Source organism: Sphaerospermopsis sp. LEGE 08334 (assembly GCF_015207205.1).
Classification (GTDB): Bacteria; Cyanobacteriota; Cyanobacteriia; order Cyanobacteriales; family Nostocaceae; genus Sphaerospermopsis.
In genome coordinates this window covers 1-20,542 of the sequence record NZ_JADEXH010000054.1, presented here as the reverse complement: position 1 = coordinate 20,542, position 20,542 = coordinate 1, and the positions used below count along the sequence as shown (strand labels likewise).

19 protein-coding genes and 1 pseudogene are annotated in these 20,542 nt (G+C 33.9%); 12 read left to right on the top strand and 8 right to left on the bottom strand.

Annotated features, from left to right (window positions below; translation table 11 throughout):
- From IQ237_RS22765 to IQ237_RS22755, 3 genes are all read right to left on the bottom strand, one after another.
- Positions 1-2,445 carry a CHAT domain-containing protein gene (locus IQ237_RS22765; protein ID WP_194059270.1) on the bottom strand — a complete coding sequence of 815 codons (2,445 nt, stop codon included), beginning with the start codon at positions 2,443-2,445 and terminating at the stop codon, positions 1-3.
- A gap of 125 nt (positions 2,446-2,570) precedes the next feature.
- Positions 2,571-3,203: a hypothetical protein gene (locus tag IQ237_RS22760; RefSeq protein WP_194059268.1), complete on the bottom strand. Its 633-nt coding sequence runs from the start codon at positions 3,201-3,203 to the stop codon at positions 2,571-2,573.
- A gap of 106 nt (positions 3,204-3,309) precedes the next feature.
- Complete coding sequence (locus IQ237_RS22755; protein WP_194059266.1) at positions 3,310-3,945, bottom strand: COP23 domain-containing protein; 636 nt, start codon at positions 3,943-3,945, stop codon at positions 3,310-3,312.
- 269 nt (positions 3,946-4,214) lie between these two features.
- Between IQ237_RS22755 and IQ237_RS22750 the strand changes: the two genes are divergently transcribed.
- On the top strand, positions 4,215-5,087 hold the full coding sequence (locus IQ237_RS22750; protein ID WP_194059265.1) for a 6-carboxytetrahydropterin synthase: 873 nt from the start codon (positions 4,215-4,217) through the stop codon (positions 5,085-5,087).
- A gap of 124 nt (positions 5,088-5,211) precedes the next feature.
- Here the strand turns inward: IQ237_RS22750 and IQ237_RS22745 are convergent, their stop codons facing one another.
- The 3 genes from IQ237_RS22745 to IQ237_RS22735 form a co-directional block, all read right to left on the bottom strand.
- Positions 5,212-6,186, bottom strand: a complete 975-nt coding sequence (locus tag IQ237_RS22745; protein WP_194059264.1) for a PrsW family glutamic-type intramembrane protease — start codon at positions 6,184-6,186, stop codon at positions 5,212-5,214.
- On the bottom strand, positions 6,179-7,099 hold the full coding sequence (locus IQ237_RS22740; protein ID WP_194059263.1) for a class I SAM-dependent methyltransferase: 921 nt from the start codon (positions 7,097-7,099) through the stop codon (positions 6,179-6,181). The genes IQ237_RS22745 and IQ237_RS22740 overlap by 8 nt, the downstream gene beginning before the upstream one ends.
- 143 nt (positions 7,100-7,242) lie before the next feature.
- Entirely contained in the window at positions 7,243-8,907 is a 1,665-nt protein-coding gene (locus IQ237_RS22735; RefSeq protein ID WP_194059262.1) for a DUF3352 domain-containing protein, read from the bottom strand.
- A 530-nt stretch (positions 8,908-9,437) separates the two neighbouring features.
- On the opposite strand from IQ237_RS22735, the gene IQ237_RS22730 reads away from it, so the two are divergent.
- Positions 9,438-12,011 (top strand): M1 family metallopeptidase, encoded by a 2,574-nt coding sequence (locus tag IQ237_RS22730; RefSeq protein ID WP_194059261.1) that lies wholly within the window; start codon positions 9,438-9,440, stop codon positions 12,009-12,011.
- A 126-nt stretch (positions 12,012-12,137) separates the two neighbouring features.
- Here the strand turns inward: IQ237_RS22730 and IQ237_RS22725 are convergent, their stop codons facing one another.
- Together IQ237_RS22725 and IQ237_RS22720 are read right to left on the bottom strand one after the other, a co-directional pair.
- Positions 12,138-12,539 carry a PIN domain-containing protein gene (locus tag IQ237_RS22725; protein ID WP_194059260.1) on the bottom strand — a complete coding sequence of 134 codons (402 nt, stop codon included), beginning with the start codon at positions 12,537-12,539 and terminating at the stop codon, positions 12,138-12,140.
- A 4-nt stretch (positions 12,540-12,543) separates the two neighbouring features.
- Positions 12,544-12,762, bottom strand: a complete 219-nt coding sequence (locus tag IQ237_RS22720; RefSeq protein ID WP_194059259.1) for a hypothetical protein — start codon at positions 12,760-12,762, stop codon at positions 12,544-12,546.
- Between the two features lie 486 nt (positions 12,763-13,248).
- Here IQ237_RS22720 and IQ237_RS22715 point away from each other — a divergent pair, with 486 nt between their 5' ends.
- From IQ237_RS22715 to IQ237_RS22680, 10 genes and pseudogenes are all read left to right on the top strand, one after another.
- Entirely contained in the window at positions 13,249-13,791 is a 543-nt protein-coding gene (locus IQ237_RS22715; protein ID WP_194059257.1) for a hypothetical protein, read from the top strand.
- Between the two features lie 219 nt (positions 13,792-14,010).
- Positions 14,011-15,273: a hypothetical protein gene (locus IQ237_RS22710; protein WP_194059255.1), complete on the top strand. Its 1,263-nt coding sequence runs from the start codon at positions 14,011-14,013 to the stop codon at positions 15,271-15,273.
- 156 nt (positions 15,274-15,429) lie between these two features.
- Positions 15,430-16,089, top strand: coding sequence for an OmpA family protein (locus tag IQ237_RS22705; RefSeq protein ID WP_194059253.1), 660 nt, complete (start codon positions 15,430-15,432; stop codon positions 16,087-16,089).
- 14 nt (positions 16,090-16,103) lie between these two features.
- On the top strand, positions 16,104-17,546 hold the full coding sequence (locus tag IQ237_RS22700; protein WP_228020627.1) for an EH signature domain-containing protein: 1,443 nt from the start codon (positions 16,104-16,106) through the stop codon (positions 17,544-17,546).
- A 98-nt stretch (positions 17,547-17,644) separates the two neighbouring features.
- On the top strand, positions 17,645-17,995 hold the full coding sequence (locus IQ237_RS22695; RefSeq protein WP_194059251.1) for a hypothetical protein: 351 nt from the start codon (positions 17,645-17,647) through the stop codon (positions 17,993-17,995).
- 276 nt (positions 17,996-18,271) lie between these two features.
- On the top strand, positions 18,272-18,763 hold the full coding sequence (locus tag IQ237_RS22690) for a hypothetical protein (protein WP_228020626.1): 492 nt from the start codon (positions 18,272-18,274) through the stop codon (positions 18,761-18,763).
- Between the two features lie 137 nt (positions 18,764-18,900).
- Positions 18,901-19,683 (top strand): hypothetical protein, encoded by a 783-nt coding sequence (locus IQ237_RS26475; RefSeq protein ID WP_228020625.1) that lies wholly within the window; start codon positions 18,901-18,903, stop codon positions 19,681-19,683.
- Entirely contained in the window at positions 19,646-19,969 is a 324-nt protein-coding gene (locus tag IQ237_RS26470) for a hypothetical protein (protein WP_228020624.1), read from the top strand. The genes IQ237_RS26475 and IQ237_RS26470 overlap by 38 nt, the downstream gene beginning before the upstream one ends.
- A gap of 105 nt (positions 19,970-20,074) precedes the next feature.
- Positions 20,075-20,311 (top strand): hypothetical protein, encoded by a 237-nt coding sequence (locus tag IQ237_RS26465; protein ID WP_228020622.1) that lies wholly within the window; start codon positions 20,075-20,077, stop codon positions 20,309-20,311.
- Between the two features lie 105 nt (positions 20,312-20,416).
- Positions 20,417-20,542 (top strand): annotated as a pseudogene (locus IQ237_RS22680) (IS4 family transposase); the annotation flags it as partial.

Here is a 20,542-nt window from a genome sequence, read left to right as displayed (position 1 = left end):
TTATTTTGCCCTACCCACTAGAGTGAACCCAGCCCAGTTAACAGGGTCGGGATGTTTTTTCATAGTTGTTAGCATCGCCTGACGTAATGCTTGCGCTTTATCGGGATTTGATTTGAGGTTATTGTAAAAATCTACCATTAATTCTGAGGTAGGTGCATCTGGAACTTCCCACAGGGATACAACTACGCTAGGCACACCTTTTGCTAAAAAAGGAGTAGCAAAACCGAGATCACCAGTGATAGGACTTAACCCTGTATCACAGGCACTAAGAACAACTAACTCAGCTTTTAAATTTAACTTTTCAATTGCCTCTGGTGTCAATAGTCCATCAGCAGGATTTAACTCATCTACTCTTTCATTAGTAGAATCAAAATTTTGGTTATTGTATTCAGTAGGAGCTAAGGCTAAAAAAGAAGAACCATTTATTAAATTAAGTCCATGAGTAGCTAAATGAATTATATTAGCTTCAGGTGCTTGCTGCATAAATGCTAACTCAGTTGCCTGATCACCAATCAAAGGTTGAGTTTGCCAAAGAGAAGCAATTTCTTTAGCTTCTATTTCTGTTGCTGCCAATGGTTGAAGTTGTTTATATCCTGATGGTTCTGGGTAGAGAGTAACTTTAATGTCGATAGGAGCTTTTGGCATAATTGGATTGCCAACTATTAATGCTTTAGTGTTTGGCTCGGATAAGTTTTGCTGAACTTGCTGATTAGCGAATTGTAATAGTCGGATTGCGGGGGCAGTATAAATTGTATGTTTCTCAATTAAATATTTACCTTTTTCATCTTTTAAGGCTGCAAAAGGAACTTTTGATAAATATTCTGGTGGGATAAAAGTAATGTGTTCTTCAGGATTTTGTGGTAATAAATCAGCAATAGGTTGAATTAGTATCTGATGGAGTTGGTGGAGGCAATCATCTTCATTTTGACAAGATTTATCCTCAATTTGACTTATCTTTTGATTGAGATCCTTATCATCTCTAAATTTACTTACAGTTGTAAATACCAAATGAGGAAGAATTAAGCTATTGTAGCTATTAGTTTTGCTATTCTCATTTTGAGATGATGAGGCAAATTGATTTTGAGTAACCGGTAAGAGAAGAGAGATAAGCAATACACCAGATAATGAAAAAGCTAATAAAGCCAATCTGTTTTGTTTGCGAACTAAGAAGTAAACAGCAATCCCTAAAGTGAGGATTACAGATATTACTAAAATATAATTTAATGGTTTCAATAATTTATTAATATTAAACTCTTGATGAGAATTTAAGTTGGCTGCATCTACTTGAAGAAAGTGAATTTCACCATTAGGTTTAATGACAAAAACTGAAAATTTACTTGTCCTGATAAAAATTTCTCCACTGTCAACAGCAGAATGAAGAAAAATAGGTTTATTAACTATCGAATATTTAACAATGGTAGTGTTTTTCTCTCTAGCTAAAGTTCGGATTTGTTCAAGTGATAATTCTGGTTCAGATATCTCCAATAATTTATCATATTTCTTTTGTGTTACTAATTTATTTTGTTGTATTAATACTCGTTGTTCTTCACTGTTTACTGTTTCATTGGTGTACTTGAAGACTTTTACTTTACTTAATCTTGCCTCAGCTTCATCAATTTCTCCCATTCCTAGTAAAGCTAATGCAGTATATTTATAGTAGCTATCATTATATCCAGTTTCTTCGTATTCATATTCTTTATATCTTTCTCCTAATACTTCCTTATTTAAGAACTTCCCAACATAATCTCTCGAATCTTGAAAATATTTTAATGCAAGTTTATAGTCATTAGATGACTGGGTTAAATCACCTAAAAATAAATACAGTTTTCCAATTCTTTCAAATGCTGCTTCTTTGGTATATCTGTGGTTAATCATCTGCCATTCCTCAAAAGATTTAGGGTCTCCTGTATGATTATTCAAATATTCCTTTTGGTAATCTATTTCTTTTTGTACAGCCTTAATTGCTTCATTGTATTTCCCTGAGTTTTTTGCTAATTCGATAAAAAATTGGATATTATCTAAATCTATATGTGAGTTTGGATTCTGACAATACCGGAAGTATTCTTTTCCTATATTAACTAAATGACCAATTTCAAGATATTCTCTGCAAATTTGTGAAGATACCCATTCTTCCTTTCCATATTTTTTATAAATTGGTAATGCTTTTTTTAAATCTTCTATTGCAACTAGCTTTATTTTTATATACTGTGGATTTTCTAAATCTATACTTTGAACTCTGTAGGATGATCCATACCCATGTTGTACACGAGTTTTAGGTAACTTTTCTATAAGTTTTTCCGCATCTTCCAGAGTTTGTGGAGGATCGTTGATTTCTTCCGCCGCAACAGGTAGAGTATGAAAATATTTGATATGGGGATTCAAAGCAAGTGAACTAGTAGATAAAAGTGTAAAGAATGACAGGAATACAAAAGACTTTATTTTCATAAAATTGATATGTTGGTGAATGTTGAAAATCTAGGTTTTTTCTAAAATATTTTATTTTTGTTACTACTCTAAAATACTACGAATGTAATTGTTTTCAATCAATAACGTAGCGATTACTCTAATAATCATATATCTTTCCTGGAAATCAATTTAAAATGAGCTATACCTACACCCACAGTCATCAGAGTAATAGGAACTAATGTAGAGAGCGAGCGAATAACGTCATTGATATCTTTAGGAAAAGTCTGGTCAAACTGAAAAAAGTAATGTATGTAAAAAATAAGAACTGCAAGTGTTACGAGTCTGTATACATGACGAATCCAGTAGTAAATAGGGATGGAAGAGAGCTTTTTTTCTAACCTAATAGCTAAAATACCTACTATAATGGTAACAACAGCAGGTACACCAAGTGCAATAATTAAAGGAATTTCTCCAGTGAAGTTAGAGGCTATTAGTCCTAGTAGCGCAAAACTGCCGATCGCAGCACAAAATAGCAAGATTACGGGCAAAGGATACAGCCACAAGCCCATATAATATGATAAGAGAATTGTGAAAATTAATATAATTCCAAAGCCGCCGATCGCACCAGATCTATCCGTATCTAATTTCCATTGTTCATGGTCTCTCTCGTACTGACTCCTACCGTAAATTCCCGGTTCATAATCTGATCTTCGTGGTTGTTTTTTATCAATCTCAATTTTTCTATTGTTGTCTTCAACTAAATAAAGAAACGCATTTTTCAAAAATCTGAAATTCATGATTATTCCCAGAAAGTGAAATGTATATAAAAAGCAAAAACGGCAAGGAATAAAAAATGGTTTATTTTCCTAATTGTGATATTTGGGTAAATATTTAATATTGATTTTAAAATGCTGGTTTTTCTTCTGAACTATCTTCTTTTTCCAGCTTTTTTAAAGCACTACCAAGATCGTAATAAACCCTTTTACCTTCAGCAAAAGTTTTGGGTTGGCTTTTTCCACCTCTCCTTAAAGCTCTACTCTTACTTGGCTTTTCTCGAATAGCTATTAAATCATCCAACACTTTATTAGGATCATCTTTTGTCTCAAGAGTAATTAACAGATCATCTTCTTCACATCTAGTATCATCATCGTCATTTTTAACGCTGCATATCACATTCACTTTCCTATCTTTAATCCATTGAGCTTCGTCAGTAGTCAGGTATTCTAATTTATCACGGTCATATATATTTTGTAATCTTTTGGAAACTTCTTCGCATCGCTTTTCAGGAGTCCAGTTTTCACCAAAGAAATTATTATTGGGGTCCCAATGAATGATAGTTAGTGGTTTGTCTTTCTCAGAATTATTAGCAATGGTAGCTGGTACAGTCTGACCTTGATGTTCTTCAGTAGTACACGAAAATTTTACTTCTGTGCTACTTTGCTTAGAGGCATCTGCTCTTTGTCCTGTTTTGCAGCCTGATAGAAAAACTACTAATCCTCCAAGAAATAAAATTGATAACAGCGAGTGATTAACTTTCATAAGTTAAGTAAGGGGTAAGTGTATAGAGAAATATGCTACTATCTCATGCTGTATACAACTTGAGCGTGCTATTTTCCCGAATTTTGTCAAATTTTTACAAAGTAGTATTTATCATACCTTAAATTAAATACAGCTAATGTTTCACCATAAATCCCAGTACCTACTCAAGAGTTACCAGTAAAAAAACAACTGCCCCATAAGCAACAAATTAGATTACACTATGTAAAGTGAAAGATTAAGAAATTTTAAAATCTGTTCCCAGTGTACTCATGCAATGTATTGTCAACCGACGCGCTCAGTTTTCGGCAAGTCATCGGTATTGGTTGCCAGAACTAAGTGAAAGCGAGAATGTAGAAAAATTCGGTCTCTGCTCGAAATTTCCCGGACACGGACACAACTATGTTTTATTTATTTCCCTGCTGGGGGAACTAGATGAATATGGAATGGTGCTGAACTTGTCAGATGTGAAACAAGTGATCAAGCGGGAAGTTACCAGTCAACTAGATTTTTCTTATCTCAATGATGCGTGGGTAGAATTTCAACAAACTCTCCCCACCACAGAAAATATCGCCAGGGTGATCTGGCAAAAATTAGCACCGCACTTACCTATAGTCAAGGTGCAGTTATTTGAACATCCTGAACTTTGGGCAGAATATATGGGTAACGGAATGGAAGCATATCTCAGTATTAGCACTCACTTTAGCGCCGCACACAGACTAGCGCACCCAGATTTGAGTTTAGAAGAGAACACCAATATTTATGGTAAATGCGCTCGTGTAAATGGACACGGACATAATTACCATTTAGAAGTTACCGTTAAAGGACAAATTGATCCGCGCACGGGTATGATTGTTGATTTGGGTGCTTTAAATCAAGTCATCGCAGATTATATAGTAGAACCCTTTGATCACACCTTTTTAAACAAAGATATTCCTTTCTTTGCCAAAGTTGTACCCACTGCGGAAAATATCGCTTTTTATATTGCTCAAACATTGCGATCGCCCATTCAAAAACTAGGTGCAACACTGCACAAAGTCAAACTCATTGAAAGTCCCAATAACTCCTGTGAAATTTATGCTGCTGACTTAGATCAAACTTCTGGAAATGCAGCAGTAAAACAACCAGAATTAGCAGCAGTTTAAGTTAAGGAGTCAGGAGTCAGGAGGAGGCAGTGCGGTCTTGGGGTCTCCCCAAGTGAAGCAACTGCCATTCAGGAGTCAGAATATTTATATATACTGCATCCTTATCCTGACTTCTCACTTTTTATCATTGACAAAAATATCGCCGACAGGCTAGATTTCGTAAATAACGATAAATTAACCAGGCCACAAAACCTAAACAAAAATTAATAAAAATTTCCCTAAATATCAACAAGAAAATCTCAGTATCAAAAATTCTGATTATTGGTAAAGGACTAACTTTTCTCACCAAAATAAAAATACCAAAAATAGCATTACCACCCAAAATTAATATCAATAAAATTAAACATCTTTGCCAAAAACGCTGCTTAGAAGTATTCCCAGAAATTAAAATCAAAGGACGTTTACCTTGAGATTTTCGCCAAAATTGTTCTAGTCGCCAAAACAACCATAACAAAAAAGGAAATAAACAATAACCAAGCAAACTAATAGGACGGGGATAAACCCAACTTCTAGATAAAATATTTACCAAAGCATGAAATAAAACTGAATTTAACCAAGCAGTAAAAATCAAACTTCTATCTTTATTTAAACGCCTTTCAGAAAAAATATATCTTCCTAACGCATACCCCCAAGGAGCAACAAACATAGAATGTACAGGAGTGCTAATAATTCGTTCTAAAATTGGTGCAGCGCCATGAAACCAGTAAATCCAATTTTCCTCAGCAGTAAACCCCAAAGCAGCAGCTATCGTAAACAGAAAAACCGTACTAGCGCGTAACCTATAACTGCGTTGAAAATAGCAGATGGGAATAATAACAGCAGCAAACTTACAACCTTCTTCAACTGGACCAATAACCACCAACTGCCGCAGGGCAAAACCAACAAAAGAACGTTGTATTTTTGCCCAGTTGATAACAGAATTAGCAGCAATTTCTATTCCCCATTCTAACCCCAAAGCAACAAAACCAGATATTGCACCAACTACAAAAAAACATAATAGTTGTAGGGCAGAAGGAGGGGCAGAAATTCGCCGATAGTAGAACCATAAAAATAGTAATGGCGGAATTACTGCCCACATTAATAAAAATAAATTACTCACTTACCTGAGCAATTACAGTGCGATGACGAGGACTATTGCTAGTGATACTGGGAGTTTTAAACCCAGCCTCAATTAATGCTTGCTCAATATCTAAAGTGAAATATTCATCTAAATAAGGTTCTGTACTTTTGAGCAATGTGAAAACATAGGTAGGCATTTTTTTGTAAATTTCTGATTTTGGGTTCATGTCCATAATTGTTAAATGTCCACCTGGACGCAAAACCCGTCTTGCTTCTGCAAAAATCTTTTTAGTTGCCGACTGGGGCAATTCATGACACATTAAAAAAATCGAAACTAAATCAAAAGAATTATCTGCTAATTCTGTAGATTCTGCTTGAGCATGAACCCAGTTAATATTACTTTGACGTTGTTGAGAACGATAGTTAGCGACTGCTAAGAAATAGGGAGATAAATCTAAACCTGTGATTTTAGCTTGGGGGTAAATTTCTTGTAAAGCAAAGGTACTCATACCCACACTACAACCTAAATCTAAAATATCTTTTGGTGGTTGGGAAATAGAATTTTTGAGGATGTTGTGATAACTTTCCCGTAGTTTAGCATCACCTTGAGCTTGGAAATCTTGCCAAATTTTAGCGTGTACCGCATAAGCAGCAGATTCAACTTCAAAAGCAGCTTGCCAACTTAGATTTCCGGTTTCGTAAGCGTGGAATGAAGTAACGTAATAGTCTGGGTAGGTGAGTTGAGGATTTTGGACTTGAGTTAAATCATTTGCCCAATCTCGTGCTTGTAATTTTTCAACTTCTTGAAACCAATTTACACCTATTTTCTCAGCCCGTTTAATCATCATTTGTCTGGCTTGATGTTTGGCCAGGTTAAATAAAGGCTTAACTGAAAGAATGCCATTGACTAAGCGAGAAGGTAGATCAGGAGAGGTTTTGATAGCAGTAGTCATAATGTTGGTAGCGTTGAACAGCTTTATTTTACAGCAGGTGACTGGGGAAGAAAATTTTAGATTTTAGATTTTAGATTGGAGTTCACAAAATCCAAAATCCAAAATCCAAAATAAATAACTCCTACCTCCTGACTCCTGACTTCCTACTTACTGCTTTTTAACGCTAACAACATTTCCATTTGAGCAGTAGATTTATTGGGACTGTTGAAAGTGACACCCAAACCACGAATAGAACCCAGGATAGCACTGATATCAGGGGGTAGGGGTTGACCTGCGGTAGCAAAACGAGTAATTATCGAGGTCGTGTTATCCATATCTAGATAGAAATAACCACCGTTGGGTTTGGGTAAAGAACCAGTTACGGTTTTAAAGGTGTCGCTATTATCCAGGGTTTGACCTTTGTTATCTGCTATTGTTTCCCCAACAGGTCCACCAAGAGCTACAAATACGGTATCCTGATCTAACCAACCATGTGATACTAAAGCACCTTGAAAGGCAATTTGCCATTCTGTGATATTTTTACCAGCAATGTTTCTTTGAACTACCTTGAATGATTGCTTTTTGGCGATGTCATCTAGTTTGGTGAAAGTGGTTTCCGCTGTTTTGCGATCGCTCGTATCAAATACCATCGCTCCCCCAAAACCAACATTTGCTAACCCACCTTGACTAGATTTAACCGCACCAAAAGCAAATTCCCCATTCATCCAACTAAAAATATCTTTGTCTAAATCAATATTGACAAATTGTTTAAGTTGTCCGCGAGTCTGTTCCACTGCTTGCTTAAATTCAGGATAATCTTGTGATTGTTCTAGGAAGGTTTGCCAACTACGATTAATATTCTGCCCAGTTACTACGGCAATGGTATCACTGGGAAATTTGCCAACTATATTAGAAGGGGTGCTTTGATACTGGAATTTGCTTAATTGAGGATCTAAGTTAACAACCGCTTTTAACCGCAGTCCGGCATCATCAACACCAACACCAGCTACTAGGGATTTTACTTGCTGGAGTTGTGCCAAAGTTTGCGGACGTAATGGTCTAGCTTGGGTATTGAAAGCTGCTAATTGTTGTGCCATGTTGGCGTAATCTGGCACATAAATTTGAGCAAGGCTGTTTTCAACATCTACGCCTTTAGCTAAAATGCTACTTGCTCCTTCTTTACTAGCAAAAGAAGGTTCTCCCTTATAGGTGTCAATCGCTTTTTCTACAGTTTGTTTTTCTGGTGCTACCAATATATGAGTATTGTTTAATACAGTAATATAAGTTGATTTACTTTTATTTTTACTGCCAATAATTTTCTGACCTTTGTAGTCTGATTCTTCAATTTGTGTGTTTTTTTGCTCTTTTAATTTGTTGGCAAAATTCAAAGCATTGAGCTGATCTTTGATACCAACCACCAAGAGAATATTTGTCTCTGGTTGTACTGGTATAGGAGGAATTGAAGGATTAGGTGTAGTGGGTGTGGGTGGCAGTACAGCAATCATCACACCACCGATCCAGGGTTTGATGTCTGTTTCGTAAGAAATATCAATATCATTTAACATTTCTTTGTTGATATCCTGTAGAATTTTTGCTAATATTTTTTGCGCTTGTGGAGTGCCAAATTGCTGTAACTTATCCCAAGATTGGGGATCAGTGTTAAGATATGTTGCCATCAAGGCATTAGCAGGTACTACTTTAGCACTGCTTATAGGGCTGGAAGTATCACCCAAGGGTGCTTTCAAATATACGTAAGCAGCTATACCTCCCACAACAACTATAGCCGTGCTAATAGCGGGAAATAGAAGTTTTAATTTGCTTTCAGGCATTGTTATTGTCCTTTGTTGCGTAAATTAGAAAAAGTATGATTCAGATGCTATGGATACAAAATTAATCGTGATTAATCGTGGGGTTTTGGCACTTTTCAGCGATTTTGACTAATTTAGCGGAACTTACTGAGACGATTGGTATTTACATACAATAATAGTTTTGTCCCTGCTCTCAAAAAGACTTCAATAGAGTCTAGAGTAAATCCGTAAATGCTATCTTAATTTGATATGCAAAAAGTAGTCAGATTCTGAATGACAAGTTATTCTAAGCTATAAGAATAATTGTTAGTATTTGTAATCGATGGAAAGCCATCACTGTGTGATGCTAGAAACTCTTGTCCCGATGATACAAACCTGCATAATCTCAGATGAAATCAAGACTTGGACACTGGGGAGCAAAATGAGACAATTGATTTAATTGATTACATCCCAGAGAAAATCCTGATCAAATTACCATTTTGATTTGGGAGAGGCATCTACAGATCGCTATTGTTATGACAGTTTCAGGATTACAAGGTCAGTAATAAACAATGTTGCAATTTTATTTTGATACAGAGAAAGCAAGACACAAATCTTTTGAATTGCCGGGGGCTAAACCACATTATAATCCCGATAGACCGGGACAGGTAGAGCATATTTTTCTGAACCTCAGTTTGGATATTCCCAACCAAAGTTACAATGGTAATTGTAGCATTCGCCTATTGCCAATCCGTAATAATATTGATAGGTTGACCTTGGACGCTGTAAATTTAAATATCCAATCTGTACAGGTTGACGAGGTTGAACAAAAGTTTGACTATGACGGGGAAAAACTGTGTATTCAATTATCTCAACCTACGCAAATTGGTAAGAGGTTGTTGATAGCGATCGCCTATTCTGTGGAAAAACCCCAAAGAGGTATTTATTTTATCCAACCAGATAAGCACTACCCCCACAAACCTACCCAAGTCTGGACTCAAGGAGAAGACGAAGATTCTCGTTATTGGTTTCCCTGTTTTGACTATCCAGGACAGTTATCAACTTCAGAAATTCGGGTGCGTGTTCCTAAACCACTGATGGCAATTTCTAATGGTGAATTAATTGATACTGTAGATGATGGAAACTATAAAATTTACCATTGGTCTCAACAACAAATACATCCTACTTATTTGATGACGTTAGCTGTCAGTGATTTTGCGGAAATAAAAGATCAATGGCAAGGTAAACCTGTTACATATTACGTAGAAAAATCCAGAGAAGCAGACGCTAACCGCAGCATGGGTAAAACTCCCCGCATGATCGCATTTTTGAGTGAAAAGTATGGTTATCTTTATCCTTTTCCCAAATATGCTCAAGTTTGCGTGGATGACTTCATTTTTGGGGGGATGGAAAATACCTCTACCACGCTGTTAACAGATCGCTGTTTGTTGGATGAAAGAGCATTATTAGACAACCGCAACACAGAAAGTTTAGTAGTGCATGAATTAGCACATCAATGGTTTGGGGACTTACTGGTAATTAAACATTGGTCCCATGCTTGGATTAAGGAAGGAATGGCTTCCTATTCTGAGGTAATGTGGACTGAACATGAGTATGGTGCGGATGATGCTGCTTATTATCGCTTGTCGGAAGCTCGCAGTTATTTAAGTGAAGATAGCAGTCGCTACCGTCGGCCAATGGTAACTCATGTTTACCGTGAAGCGATTGAACTTTACGATCGCCATATTTATGAAAAAGGTTCTTGTGTTTATCACATGATCCGGGCAGAATTGGGAGAGGAATTATTCTGGAAAGCTGTCCAAACCTTTGTTAATGATTATGCTCATCAAACTGTAGAAACCATAGATTTATTAAGATCAATTGAAAAAGCAACAGGTAGAAATCTAGCTTTCTTATTTGATCAATATGTTTATCGTGGTGGCCATCCTGATTTTAAAGTTGCTTATTCTTGGGATGGTGATGCTAACTTAGCAAAGGTGACAGTTACTCAAACCCAAGCTAGTGATGATCAGGATTTATTTGATCTGAAAATTCCCATTGGTTTTGGATATAAACAGCAAAATACTGATTTAAAGATTTTTACTGTCCGCATTAATGAACGGGAACAAAGTTTTTATTTCCCATTAACAGAAAAGCCCGATTTTGTTAGTTTTGATGTGGGTAATAATTATCTCAAAACCGTAGTTTTAGAATATCCCATACCAGAGTTAAAAGCGCAGTTAGAATTTGATCCAAATCCTATTTCTCGTATTTATGCAGCAGAAGCATTAGCGAAAAAAGGTGGTTTGGAAGTTGTAAAAGCTTTATCCGCAGCTTTGAAAAATGATTCTTTTTGGGGTGTGCGGGTAGAAGTTGCTAAACAATTAACAGAGATTAAATTAGATCAAGTTTTTGATGGTTTAGTTTCTGGGTTACATGATGATAATCCTTTTGTCCGTCGTTCTGTGGTAGAGTCTTTATCTGAAATCAAAACTCATCCTAGTTATAAAACTGTCAAAGAATTGGTACAGCATGGAGACAAAAGCTATTATGTAGAAGCTGCTGCTTGTCGGAGTTTGGGAACAATTGCTGCTGCTAATTTAGATGATAAACCCCACGAAGAAAAAGTGATCAAACTACTCAAATCTGTTTTAGAAGAAAGAGCAGGTTGGAATGAAGTAGTTAGAAGTGGTGCTATTGGTGGTTTAGCAGAATTTAAAACTTCGGAAAATGCTTTAAATGTGTTATTGGAATACACTAAATTAGGCGTTTCTCAAGCATTACGTTTATCTGCTATTCGCGCTTTGGGGAAAATTTCTGTAGGTCAAACTCCGGCTAATATAGAAAGAATTTTAGACAGATTAGCAGAAATAGCGAAAGAGACATTCTTTTTAACTCAAGTAGCGGTGGTGACAGCTTTAGGACAAATGGAGACTCCCAAAGCAATAGGGATTTTACAAAGTTTAGCGGATCAAACTCCTGATGGTAGGGTGCGACGTTACGCTGAGGAAGAAATTCCCAGAGTACAAAGAAATATTGGGACTGAAAAAAGTTTGAAACAAATGCGGGAAGAATTAGATCAACTCAAAAAACAAAATCAAGAGTTAAAAAGTCGGTTAGAAAATTTGGAGGCTAAGTCAAAGTAGGGGAATTAGGAGGATAATATACATTATGAGCAGGGGTTTAGCAGTGCTAAACCCTTACAGGATTCAGAAGTAAAAATGTCTTTTTTGTATGTTTCAATTTTGAGCGATCACTTATCGCGCTATCGTTTAGAGAAAAGGATTAATAATTTGTAATCCTTCTACTGTAAAACCGTCTTGCATATCCTCTGAATATAGTTGATTTACATTAACTGATAGTGCGCTGGCGATAATTAAACTATCCCAAAATGAGAATAAATATTTTTTTCTTAATGTGGATGCTTTCAAAAATATATTCAAATCGAGTTGAATGATATGATGAATTTGATAAAAACCTTGAATAATATTTTGAATTTGATTTTCGGAAAAATTTCCTTTTTTGATTAGGTTTACACAAACTTCATTGATTACCTGGGTACTTAAATAAAGTCCTGTTTGTGTGGCTAGATGGTTAGCAATTTGGTGTTTTCGGATATCTTGACTCTGATTAACTGCATATATCCAGATATTTGAATCTAAAAAAATCGTCATGTTTTTATTCGTTTTCGTAAATTTCTTCTCGTTTAATTGGAGTTAATTTTTCTATATTTAAAGGATGTTCCAATAAATATTGAAGGTAATTTCCAGAATGTTCAGAAGTTTCTTGTTGAAGAGTGACTTTAACTATCTTGGGTTGTTTTAACTGTTGTTGGTACTGTTCGGGAATTTTGATCATCCCATTTTCAATAATGGTTTGAAATTCTACTGTAATCATATTTATTTTCCTAGTCTTTATTTGCTTGTTAGTTATATTATAGCTGAGTTTATTTCCTTTACTATTTCTAAACGCATCAGTTTCGATCCACCAAGCTAAATCCTCAAGCGAAAAAGCTAGAATTATCCCTACTTTCCTCCTGTTTTGCCTAAGTCCTGTATTCCTAAAACTTCCTCAATCTAAGTAAGTATTAAACCAAGATAAAAATGTATTTTTTTTTTGCATAAAATTAGTATAATTACTGTTTGTACTTATACTGAAATTGATGCAATATATATAATCAAGGCTAAATAAAAAACCAAAGAAAGATAAATCACTATTGAATGCTAAGACATATCCTGAATCATATTTGCCAAGTTAGACACTGAACTTTTAACTTATCTAGATGTAGATAATTTTATACTGCGGTAAAAGTTTTGATAAATCAACCTTTACCGAAAATAGGTTACAGCAGCTTTTTGATCACAAAAAATAGAGGTTTGATACATGATAGAAGTACCAGCAAGTTTATTTTATGTGGCGATCGCCATAGTTTTTATACTAGGATTCATTTGGGAAATAATTACAGTAATAAAATATTGTCAAGAATCTAATTTTATTAAGAAGATAATCAAAGAATTAGAAAGAGATACTTATGTTGAAAGAAAATGGATTAACGAGCATTTAGAAACAGAAAATAATTATCATAGAAATCCTATAAAAACCAATGATAAATACATCCTTAAACAATATCCAGATATATTTCATCAATCAACACGCAGTAATTTAAGATTTATTAGTACAATTTGTACATCCATTGGAGTCTTAGGAACATTTTATGGTATTCAATCAGGAATAGCAGATATTCCATTGGGTAGATCAGGAATAGCAGATATTTCATTAGATAGCTTAAACCAAACAGATGCTTTAATGAAAGGAGTAGGAACATTATTAGCAGGAATGCAAACAGCATTTTCTACTTCATTAGTGGGGTTAGGTGTAGGAAGTGTATTTACTATTATTCTATTTTTCACAGACTTCATTAGATAATCACAACATGATCAGCTAAGAAGAAAATTACATAAAATTACCGTTCCTAAAAAAGATAATCGAGAAGATGCAATCAACAGTTTAAAAGAAATCGCTGCAAATTTTAGAAACTTTGATTTTAACGCCAGTTTAAAAGTAACCCAAGCATTACAACAAGTAGCGGAAAAACTGGACGCAGAAACTATTGGTATAGAAGTAGGGAAAGCGGTTAGTAGTCAATTGGATAAAACCATAGAAACCAGATTAACGCCCGCATTTAATCATATTGCCGATTCCCAAAAAACCCTAACCCAAATTACCACAACTCAAAAAAATGTACTCGAAAACTTAATTAGTGAAATGAAAAATCAACTAATTATTCCAGTAGTAGAAAGACTAGATCAAAGTGCGATATTAACTCAACAAGCATCAGCAGCAGTCACAAAATTAAACAATGAATTAGGGGGAATATCTGAAAAATTAGCTAATTCAATCGTCACAATTCAACAATTTCAACAACAAACATTAGGAGAGTTAAATAATTTTGCCAATAGCTTACAATCTACCTTACATGATTTCCAAACAGACACAACTAACGTTTTACAAGAAACCGGAGTTTCTATTACTAGATCAGTAGAAACAAGTATCACAGGAATGGAATCTCAACGGGAAGCATTCCAAAAAAGTGCAGAACAAGCAGCGGATACATTTAAAGGAATTAGAAGAGAATTAGAACAATCTTTAACAACTCAATCTGAACAACAAAACCAGATGTTAACAAGGGTTTATTCTGCATTTTCACAAATTATCACGGAAACCAATGAAAGTTTTAAAACCCAAACTCAAACATTAGAAACCGTAGGTAGAGAAGCATCACAATTAATGAACAGTGCAAAGGATAATTTAGAACAAACATTATCAAATATTGATGAGACATTACAACAAACCCGTGTTACAGTACAAGAGGAATTACAAACATTTAGAATTGAATATCAAAATAGTTTAAATCAATTCTTCAATGATCAAAATCAACTCTTAGAAAGTACATTAGGAACACAAAGAAATGCTTTACAGGAAGTAGTGAATGATTTACGGAATGCTTTCCAAGAAGAAACCCAACGCAGAACATCATTAATGAAAGATTTAACTCATACAATAAATGAAGTTACCAGAGGGATGGAGGAAATTACAGCAACAACTAATAATCTGCACAATAAGGTAAAAGATACCCAAGCACTAACAGAAGCGATGGGTTTAAATTCAGGAGCAAGAATAGCTCAACTGCAAGAATTATCGCGGAATATTGGTACTGTAACTCAAGATTTTAATAATCTTCTAAATAATTGGCAAAATCATCTTAATCAATACATTGATAAATCAACACAATGGCAAACTAAATTTTTTGATGAAGCTGATGATTCTATGAAAAAATTATGTGCCAATATCTTAGAAAATGCAAATAACGCATTAGTGATAATTGAAAAAGAACGTCGTTTAAATTAACGTAGGTTGGGTTGAACGAAGTGAAACCCAACAAGTAAACCAAATATTGAGTTTCTTTATAAACGAAATGTTGAGTTTCCTGATAAATAAAATGTTGGGTTTCCTTACGTCAACCCAACCTACAGTAAAAATAACAATCAACAGGTAAATTATCTCATGTTTAATAATTTAAACTTTCTCAAAAATCAAGATGATCAAGAAGAAGATCCCGCAATTTATCTTTCTATTGGTGATTTAATGTCAGGTTTATTAATGTTTTTTGCACTGCTTTTTATTTCTGCATTAATTCAGCTTAATCAAGCGCAAAAAGACATTACCGAAATCTTAATAGATAAGTTAGAAAGACAATTAAAAGCTAATAATATTGAAGCAAAAGTTGACCCCAATACCGGAGATATCAGCTTGAGAGATAGCATCTTATTTGAAACCAACAGTGCAAAATTAAATCCTCAAGGTGAAAAAACCCTACAAAAATTAATCCCCATTTATAGCAAAGTAATTTTTGAAACTCCCAGAGTTAAAGATCAAATTGAAAGAGTAATTATTGAAGGCCATACCAGTGCTGAAGGTAAAGCTGATTTTAACATGGAATTAAGTTTAAACAGAGCTTGGCAGGTTGCCAAATATACATTATATAAAATGCCATTTTCTAACAAAACTCATAAATCACAATTAGAGAAAAAAATCATGGTAGTAGGAAGAGGTGAAAATGATGCAAAACCAGGAGATTTACCAACAGATAGAAAAGTAGTATTTCGGATTCAGTTTAAAGGACAAGATTTGAGTAGTTTAAATCAAATAGATAAGCAAAAATAGATAAGTAGAAAATTATGTTTAACCAAAAATTCAACCTCCAAGAATTTAGTGTACCAGATCATCAACCCCATAGATTAATTGAACTCGCTGCAAAACAAAAATCAAGTAATATTAATCTCTCAATATCAGCATTGAAGGAAAAAATTGAGCAGAATAGAATTCAAGATATTAGTTTAATAGAATGGATATGGTGTATTGATAATGAGCGAATTTGGGAAGAAATACCAGAAGTAGACAGAAAAGATTTATCTTTAAAAATTTGGCATATTTCACAAGAAAATCAATGGTTATATTTTACCTTAATTCGTCGTTTAGCTTGGTTTTATCATGGTCAAAAAAATGTAATCACATCACACTTAGTTAATGGTTTTATTTTGTGGAGTAATTCAATTTCCGTGAAGGATAATCTAGTTATTAAAATTTTGGTTGCTTTGGGAGCAAATGAGCCGAAAAAAGCAATGGTAAAAATTATTTGTGACCAAAATTTAACTCATAATGAACTATTGCCAAAAATCAATCATGTTCTCCCGAATCTTACCATATTTAAAGATTATGTTTTGGAAATAGCACCTTATTTTACTAAACAACTACATCCAGTTACTTTAGATAAAGTTAATTGGTTATTACGTTGTTTTGAACAAATGGAGGAAACCGAGCAAATTCAATCTGTAGAATATATTTTAAATCATCTTTCTACATCAATAGTTGGTAGGTATCCAGAGTTAGTTAATTGGTTAAAAACAAACTATCATAATTCTAGCAAACAATCAAAATTATCTAGTCAAGCTAGACAGAAGTTAAGAATTTGGATTGGTGCAGTTAATTATCAAGATTTTTCTAATTTAGTAGATTTAATTATTCAAAGAATTGGTATCAAAGACAAAGAGGAAAACCAGTTAAACAAACGTCAAGGATTTTGGGCTAATTATAGTAATAGTTTTATGAGAATAAAAATTTTACTACCTATGCAATCTTATCAGATTATCAATCATGATTTGAGAACAGATCAAGATGTTCAAAGACTACAATCAGATGGTAGCGATGAGACAGAAATATGTATTTTTGATTTAGGAGAGAATGGTTTTATTGTGGAATTTTTTAGAGGTAGAGGAAGTGAAACTAGAATTTTTCCTCAAAATGATTATATCGAAAGTGTTTTATTTGGTTCTCAACCATTATCAGTTAAAAAGATTAGAAAATTAGGAGGTAAAGCACATGATCATACTCTTGGTTGGCAATGGTCTTGTGAAAAATTATTAAGAACTGATTATCAAATTTTACCAAATACAGGAACTACAAATTTTATCGGATTACCACCAAAATATGGGAGATATGATGTTAGATTGGGTTTACCGCAACCAGATTATAAAAAATTAACTGAACGTCAAAATCAAGTACAAAAATGGAAACAGATAATTAATCAATTAGAATCAGAAGCAAAACAATCACCATATTAACCAGGATTTACAAAAACAAAATCTTTCTAAAAATCCTATTCCTCTGTGAAGTCTGCGTCTCTGCGGTTCGATGAAAAAACCTAACTCAATAAATCACCATGAAAGATATATTTCAACAACCATCAATAGAAACATTAGTAAAAGAAATTGTCGCCTTAAATCATGCGTGGGAAGCAGCAGGAGAAATATTTGGAGAAGAAAGCGAACTAGCTAAAAATGCAAGAGATTTAAAAGGATGTTTACAAACAAGATTATTACGTACCTATCCAAATCAAGTTTATCTGAAAATAGATCAAAAAAGTTCACAAGAAGCAGGAGAAGAAATATATAGTTTACGGTTAAAAACTCCTATTAATAACCGTGATAATGCAGAACATTTACCTGTTAGAGTTGCCAAAAAATTACTTTCCCAGGAAGAAATTAATCAATTGGAAAAATTTAATAATTAGGGAATCGGATAATATTTATATATTAATCTCTTCCTGATAGTTTCAACTGCACTATTTTAATAAATATCAAAATAATCTAAATATAGGACTGGTATTTGATTTTTGAAATTATCTGTGTAGAGAACGACCATTAACCCCAATTATTGTAGTCTTTGTATATTACAAAACGAAGTTCGGAATGTGGGTTATAACTGCAAAAGTTTTGATGATCTATTTGCGTTAGTGGTAGCTTATCGTAGGTATCGCTCTTCCCTAAAACTTGTAAAATGGATTACAATGTATATAGTATCTATCAAAACACCCATGAGCATTAATGATCTAGAGTTTTTACAAGGTGCGGCTTTTCTACGTCTACTCAAAGAAATCCCAAATGTATCTATTAATTATTTATCTTCGATTCATTCATCTTTGTATCTTGTCCAGATTACAAATAAAGAATCGGCTATTTTATTTAAAATCTCAAAAAAACCTACTTCTTCATGGTCATTTATTTTTAGCATACAAGAAGAAATGGCTATTCAGAAATTTCGTGAAACATATCCCAATGTGCAATTATTTATAGCCTTGATTTGTCATCGTGATGGTATTTGTTGCTTATCTGAAGAACAGTTATCTAGTCTTTTTGATTTAAATAACGGTTTATCTAGTCAACGTATTTCTGTTAAACGAGAACCAAGGGGTAGTTATTATGTAAAAGGTACAGGAAGAGTACCCTTAGAACGCACAGTACCACAAAACAACTGGCCAAACATAATTTTATCAGCATAAAAATAATCATGAAAAATCATAACATTATTACTTCAGGATCTTGTATTAATAAAGTAATCAAGAGATTAGAAAAATAAATTGAAGCAACTGAAGCTCAGAAACTTAAAGAAACTGCAATTGAGGTTGTTCAAAATTGTGTGAATGTTTATTCCCAAAACTTCGGGTTGGGTGATGTGGGAGAAAATGGTACAGGTTTAGTTAGTCAAATTTATCAAGGACTAGATCCCATTCCTAATGGAACAACAGGATTAATTTATGGAAGAGTTCAAAGTGGGAAAACTAATACAACAATTGCCACTTTAGCACTAGCGCATGAAAATAATTTTCGTTGTTTTATTATCCTCACATCTAACAATACATGGTTAGGAGAACAAACAGCTAATAGGTTTAATAATCAAATTCAAGGGGGTCCTGTTATTTTTGACTGGGAAGCATGGAAAGACGATCCTACTGATTTTGCTAAAACTAAAGTTATACCCTATATTAAAGATACAGGAGTGGTTTTAGTAACCACAAAAAATGTTGCTCACTTAAAAAGATTATTGACAGTTTTAAAAATAGCTAAAGTTAAAAACTTTCCAGCATTGATTTTTGATGATGAAGCTGACAATGCTAGTTTAAATACTAATGAAGCAAAACAATCTAAACAAGGTAAAGATGTAATTGCTGACAGTTCTACTTTTGCACAAATAGGAGAAATTCGTGAAGAAATTCCTAATCATGTCTATGTACAAATTACTGCGACTCCCCAAAGTTTACTCTTACAAAAACTTTCTAATCCTTGTAAACCGCAATTTTGTGCAGCATTACCAGAACCAGGAAATAGTTACATGGGAGGAGATTTATTTTTCTCAGATAATACTAAACATTGTGTAATTATTGATGATGATGAAATTGACGAGATTAAAAAACAGAGATGATATTCATAATATTAAAATTCAACCTGTTTGGATAGGAGGGACTATTAAACCAACTCGTTCTAATGTTTTAGATCCATCTACTATTAATGTATTAAAACCAGGAAAATTGATTTTTCCCCAAAGTCCCGCTTATAAACAAGAAGATATTAAGGAGAATTTTCACAAAATTGAAAACCTTTTAAATAATTATCAAGATGATGAAGAATATTATCCGGTAGATATAGATTTGATGATTGAGATTATCAGTCTGACTAAAAGTTATTATGTTCCATCTGAAGAATGGTAAAATAAACGCATAATTAAAGCATTAACAGATATTAAATCCAAAGGTTTAACACAGGGAAGATTAAATGTTCGCAGGGGTATAAAAAATAAGAAACAAGGATTAGATATGCCCAGAAAAGAACCTTTTAAATGGATGTTTGGATTTGGATCAGGTACTTGGTCAGAATATGCAAAAAAAACATATCCTGATGTACCAACATTACTGGTTTGTTATCAGAAAGGTGAAAAAAATGGTGAAAAGAGCAAAGGTTGGGACGATCATCCTATATATTTACCTATGCTAGTTTTACCAAGACAGAAATTTGTCTTTATGTTTAATTATGATGAGGATGAGGATAATTAGGAAATCCTACTAATTCAGAAGTGTTGAATGTTAAGAAATCTGTGATAAAAATAGCCCAAAATATATTAAAATTTGAGCAAGCTATATCAAAATATTGATTTGATCATGATTATAAATTCATTTCCCAAGATTGTCAAAGACATCCTCAAATCCTTGCCAAAAAATGATTATCCGGTTTTGAACACCCGTCTTTACGTTGAGTGTTGGTTGGGTTATGCCTTGGATAATAGT

Excerpts from the sequence above, each read along its gene's own strand:
- IQ237_RS22755 (WP_194059266.1), bottom strand. The coding sequence starts at position 3,945 with ATGAAAGTTAATCACTCGCTGTTATCAATTTTATTTCTTGGAGGATTA.
- IQ237_RS22750 (WP_194059265.1), top strand. The coding sequence starts at position 4,215 with ATGCAATGTATTGTCAACCGACGCGCTCAGTTTTCGGCAAGTCATCGG.
- IQ237_RS22715 (WP_194059257.1), top strand. The coding sequence starts at position 13,249 with ATGATAGAAGTACCAGCAAGTTTATTTTATGTGGCGATCGCCATAGTT.
- IQ237_RS22720 (WP_194059259.1), bottom strand. The coding sequence starts at position 12,762 with ATGATTACAGTAGAATTTCAAACCATTATTGAAAATGGGATGATCAAA.
- IQ237_RS22695 (WP_194059251.1), top strand. The coding sequence starts at position 17,645 with ATGAAAGATATATTTCAACAACCATCAATAGAAACATTAGTAAAAGAA.
- IQ237_RS22700 (WP_228020627.1), top strand. The coding sequence starts at position 16,104 with ATGTTTAACCAAAAATTCAACCTCCAAGAATTTAGTGTACCAGATCAT.
- IQ237_RS22725 (WP_194059260.1), bottom strand. The coding sequence starts at position 12,539 with ATGACGATTTTTTTAGATTCAAATATCTGGATATATGCAGTTAATCAG.
- IQ237_RS22740 (WP_194059263.1), bottom strand. The coding sequence starts at position 7,099 with ATGACTACTGCTATCAAAACCTCTCCTGATCTACCTTCTCGCTTAGTC.
- IQ237_RS22705 (WP_194059253.1), top strand. The coding sequence starts at position 15,430 with ATGTTTAATAATTTAAACTTTCTCAAAAATCAAGATGATCAAGAAGAA.
- IQ237_RS22735 (WP_194059262.1), bottom strand. The coding sequence starts at position 8,907 with ATGCCTGAAAGCAAATTAAAACTTCTATTTCCCGCTATTAGCACGGCT.
- IQ237_RS26465 (WP_228020622.1), top strand. The coding sequence starts at position 20,075 with ATGCCCAGAAAAGAACCTTTTAAATGGATGTTTGGATTTGGATCAGGT.
- IQ237_RS22690 (WP_228020626.1), top strand. The coding sequence starts at position 18,272 with ATGTATATAGTATCTATCAAAACACCCATGAGCATTAATGATCTAGAG.
- IQ237_RS22765 (WP_194059270.1), bottom strand. The coding sequence starts at position 2,445 with ATGAAAATAAAGTCTTTTGTATTCCTGTCATTCTTTACACTTTTATCT.
- IQ237_RS22730 (WP_194059261.1), top strand. The coding sequence starts at position 9,438 with ATGTTGCAATTTTATTTTGATACAGAGAAAGCAAGACACAAATCTTTT.
- IQ237_RS26470 (WP_228020624.1), top strand. The coding sequence starts at position 19,646 with ATGATGATGAAATTGACGAGATTAAAAAACAGAGATGATATTCATAAT.
- IQ237_RS22760 (WP_194059268.1), bottom strand. The coding sequence starts at position 3,203 with ATGAATTTCAGATTTTTGAAAAATGCGTTTCTTTATTTAGTTGAAGAC.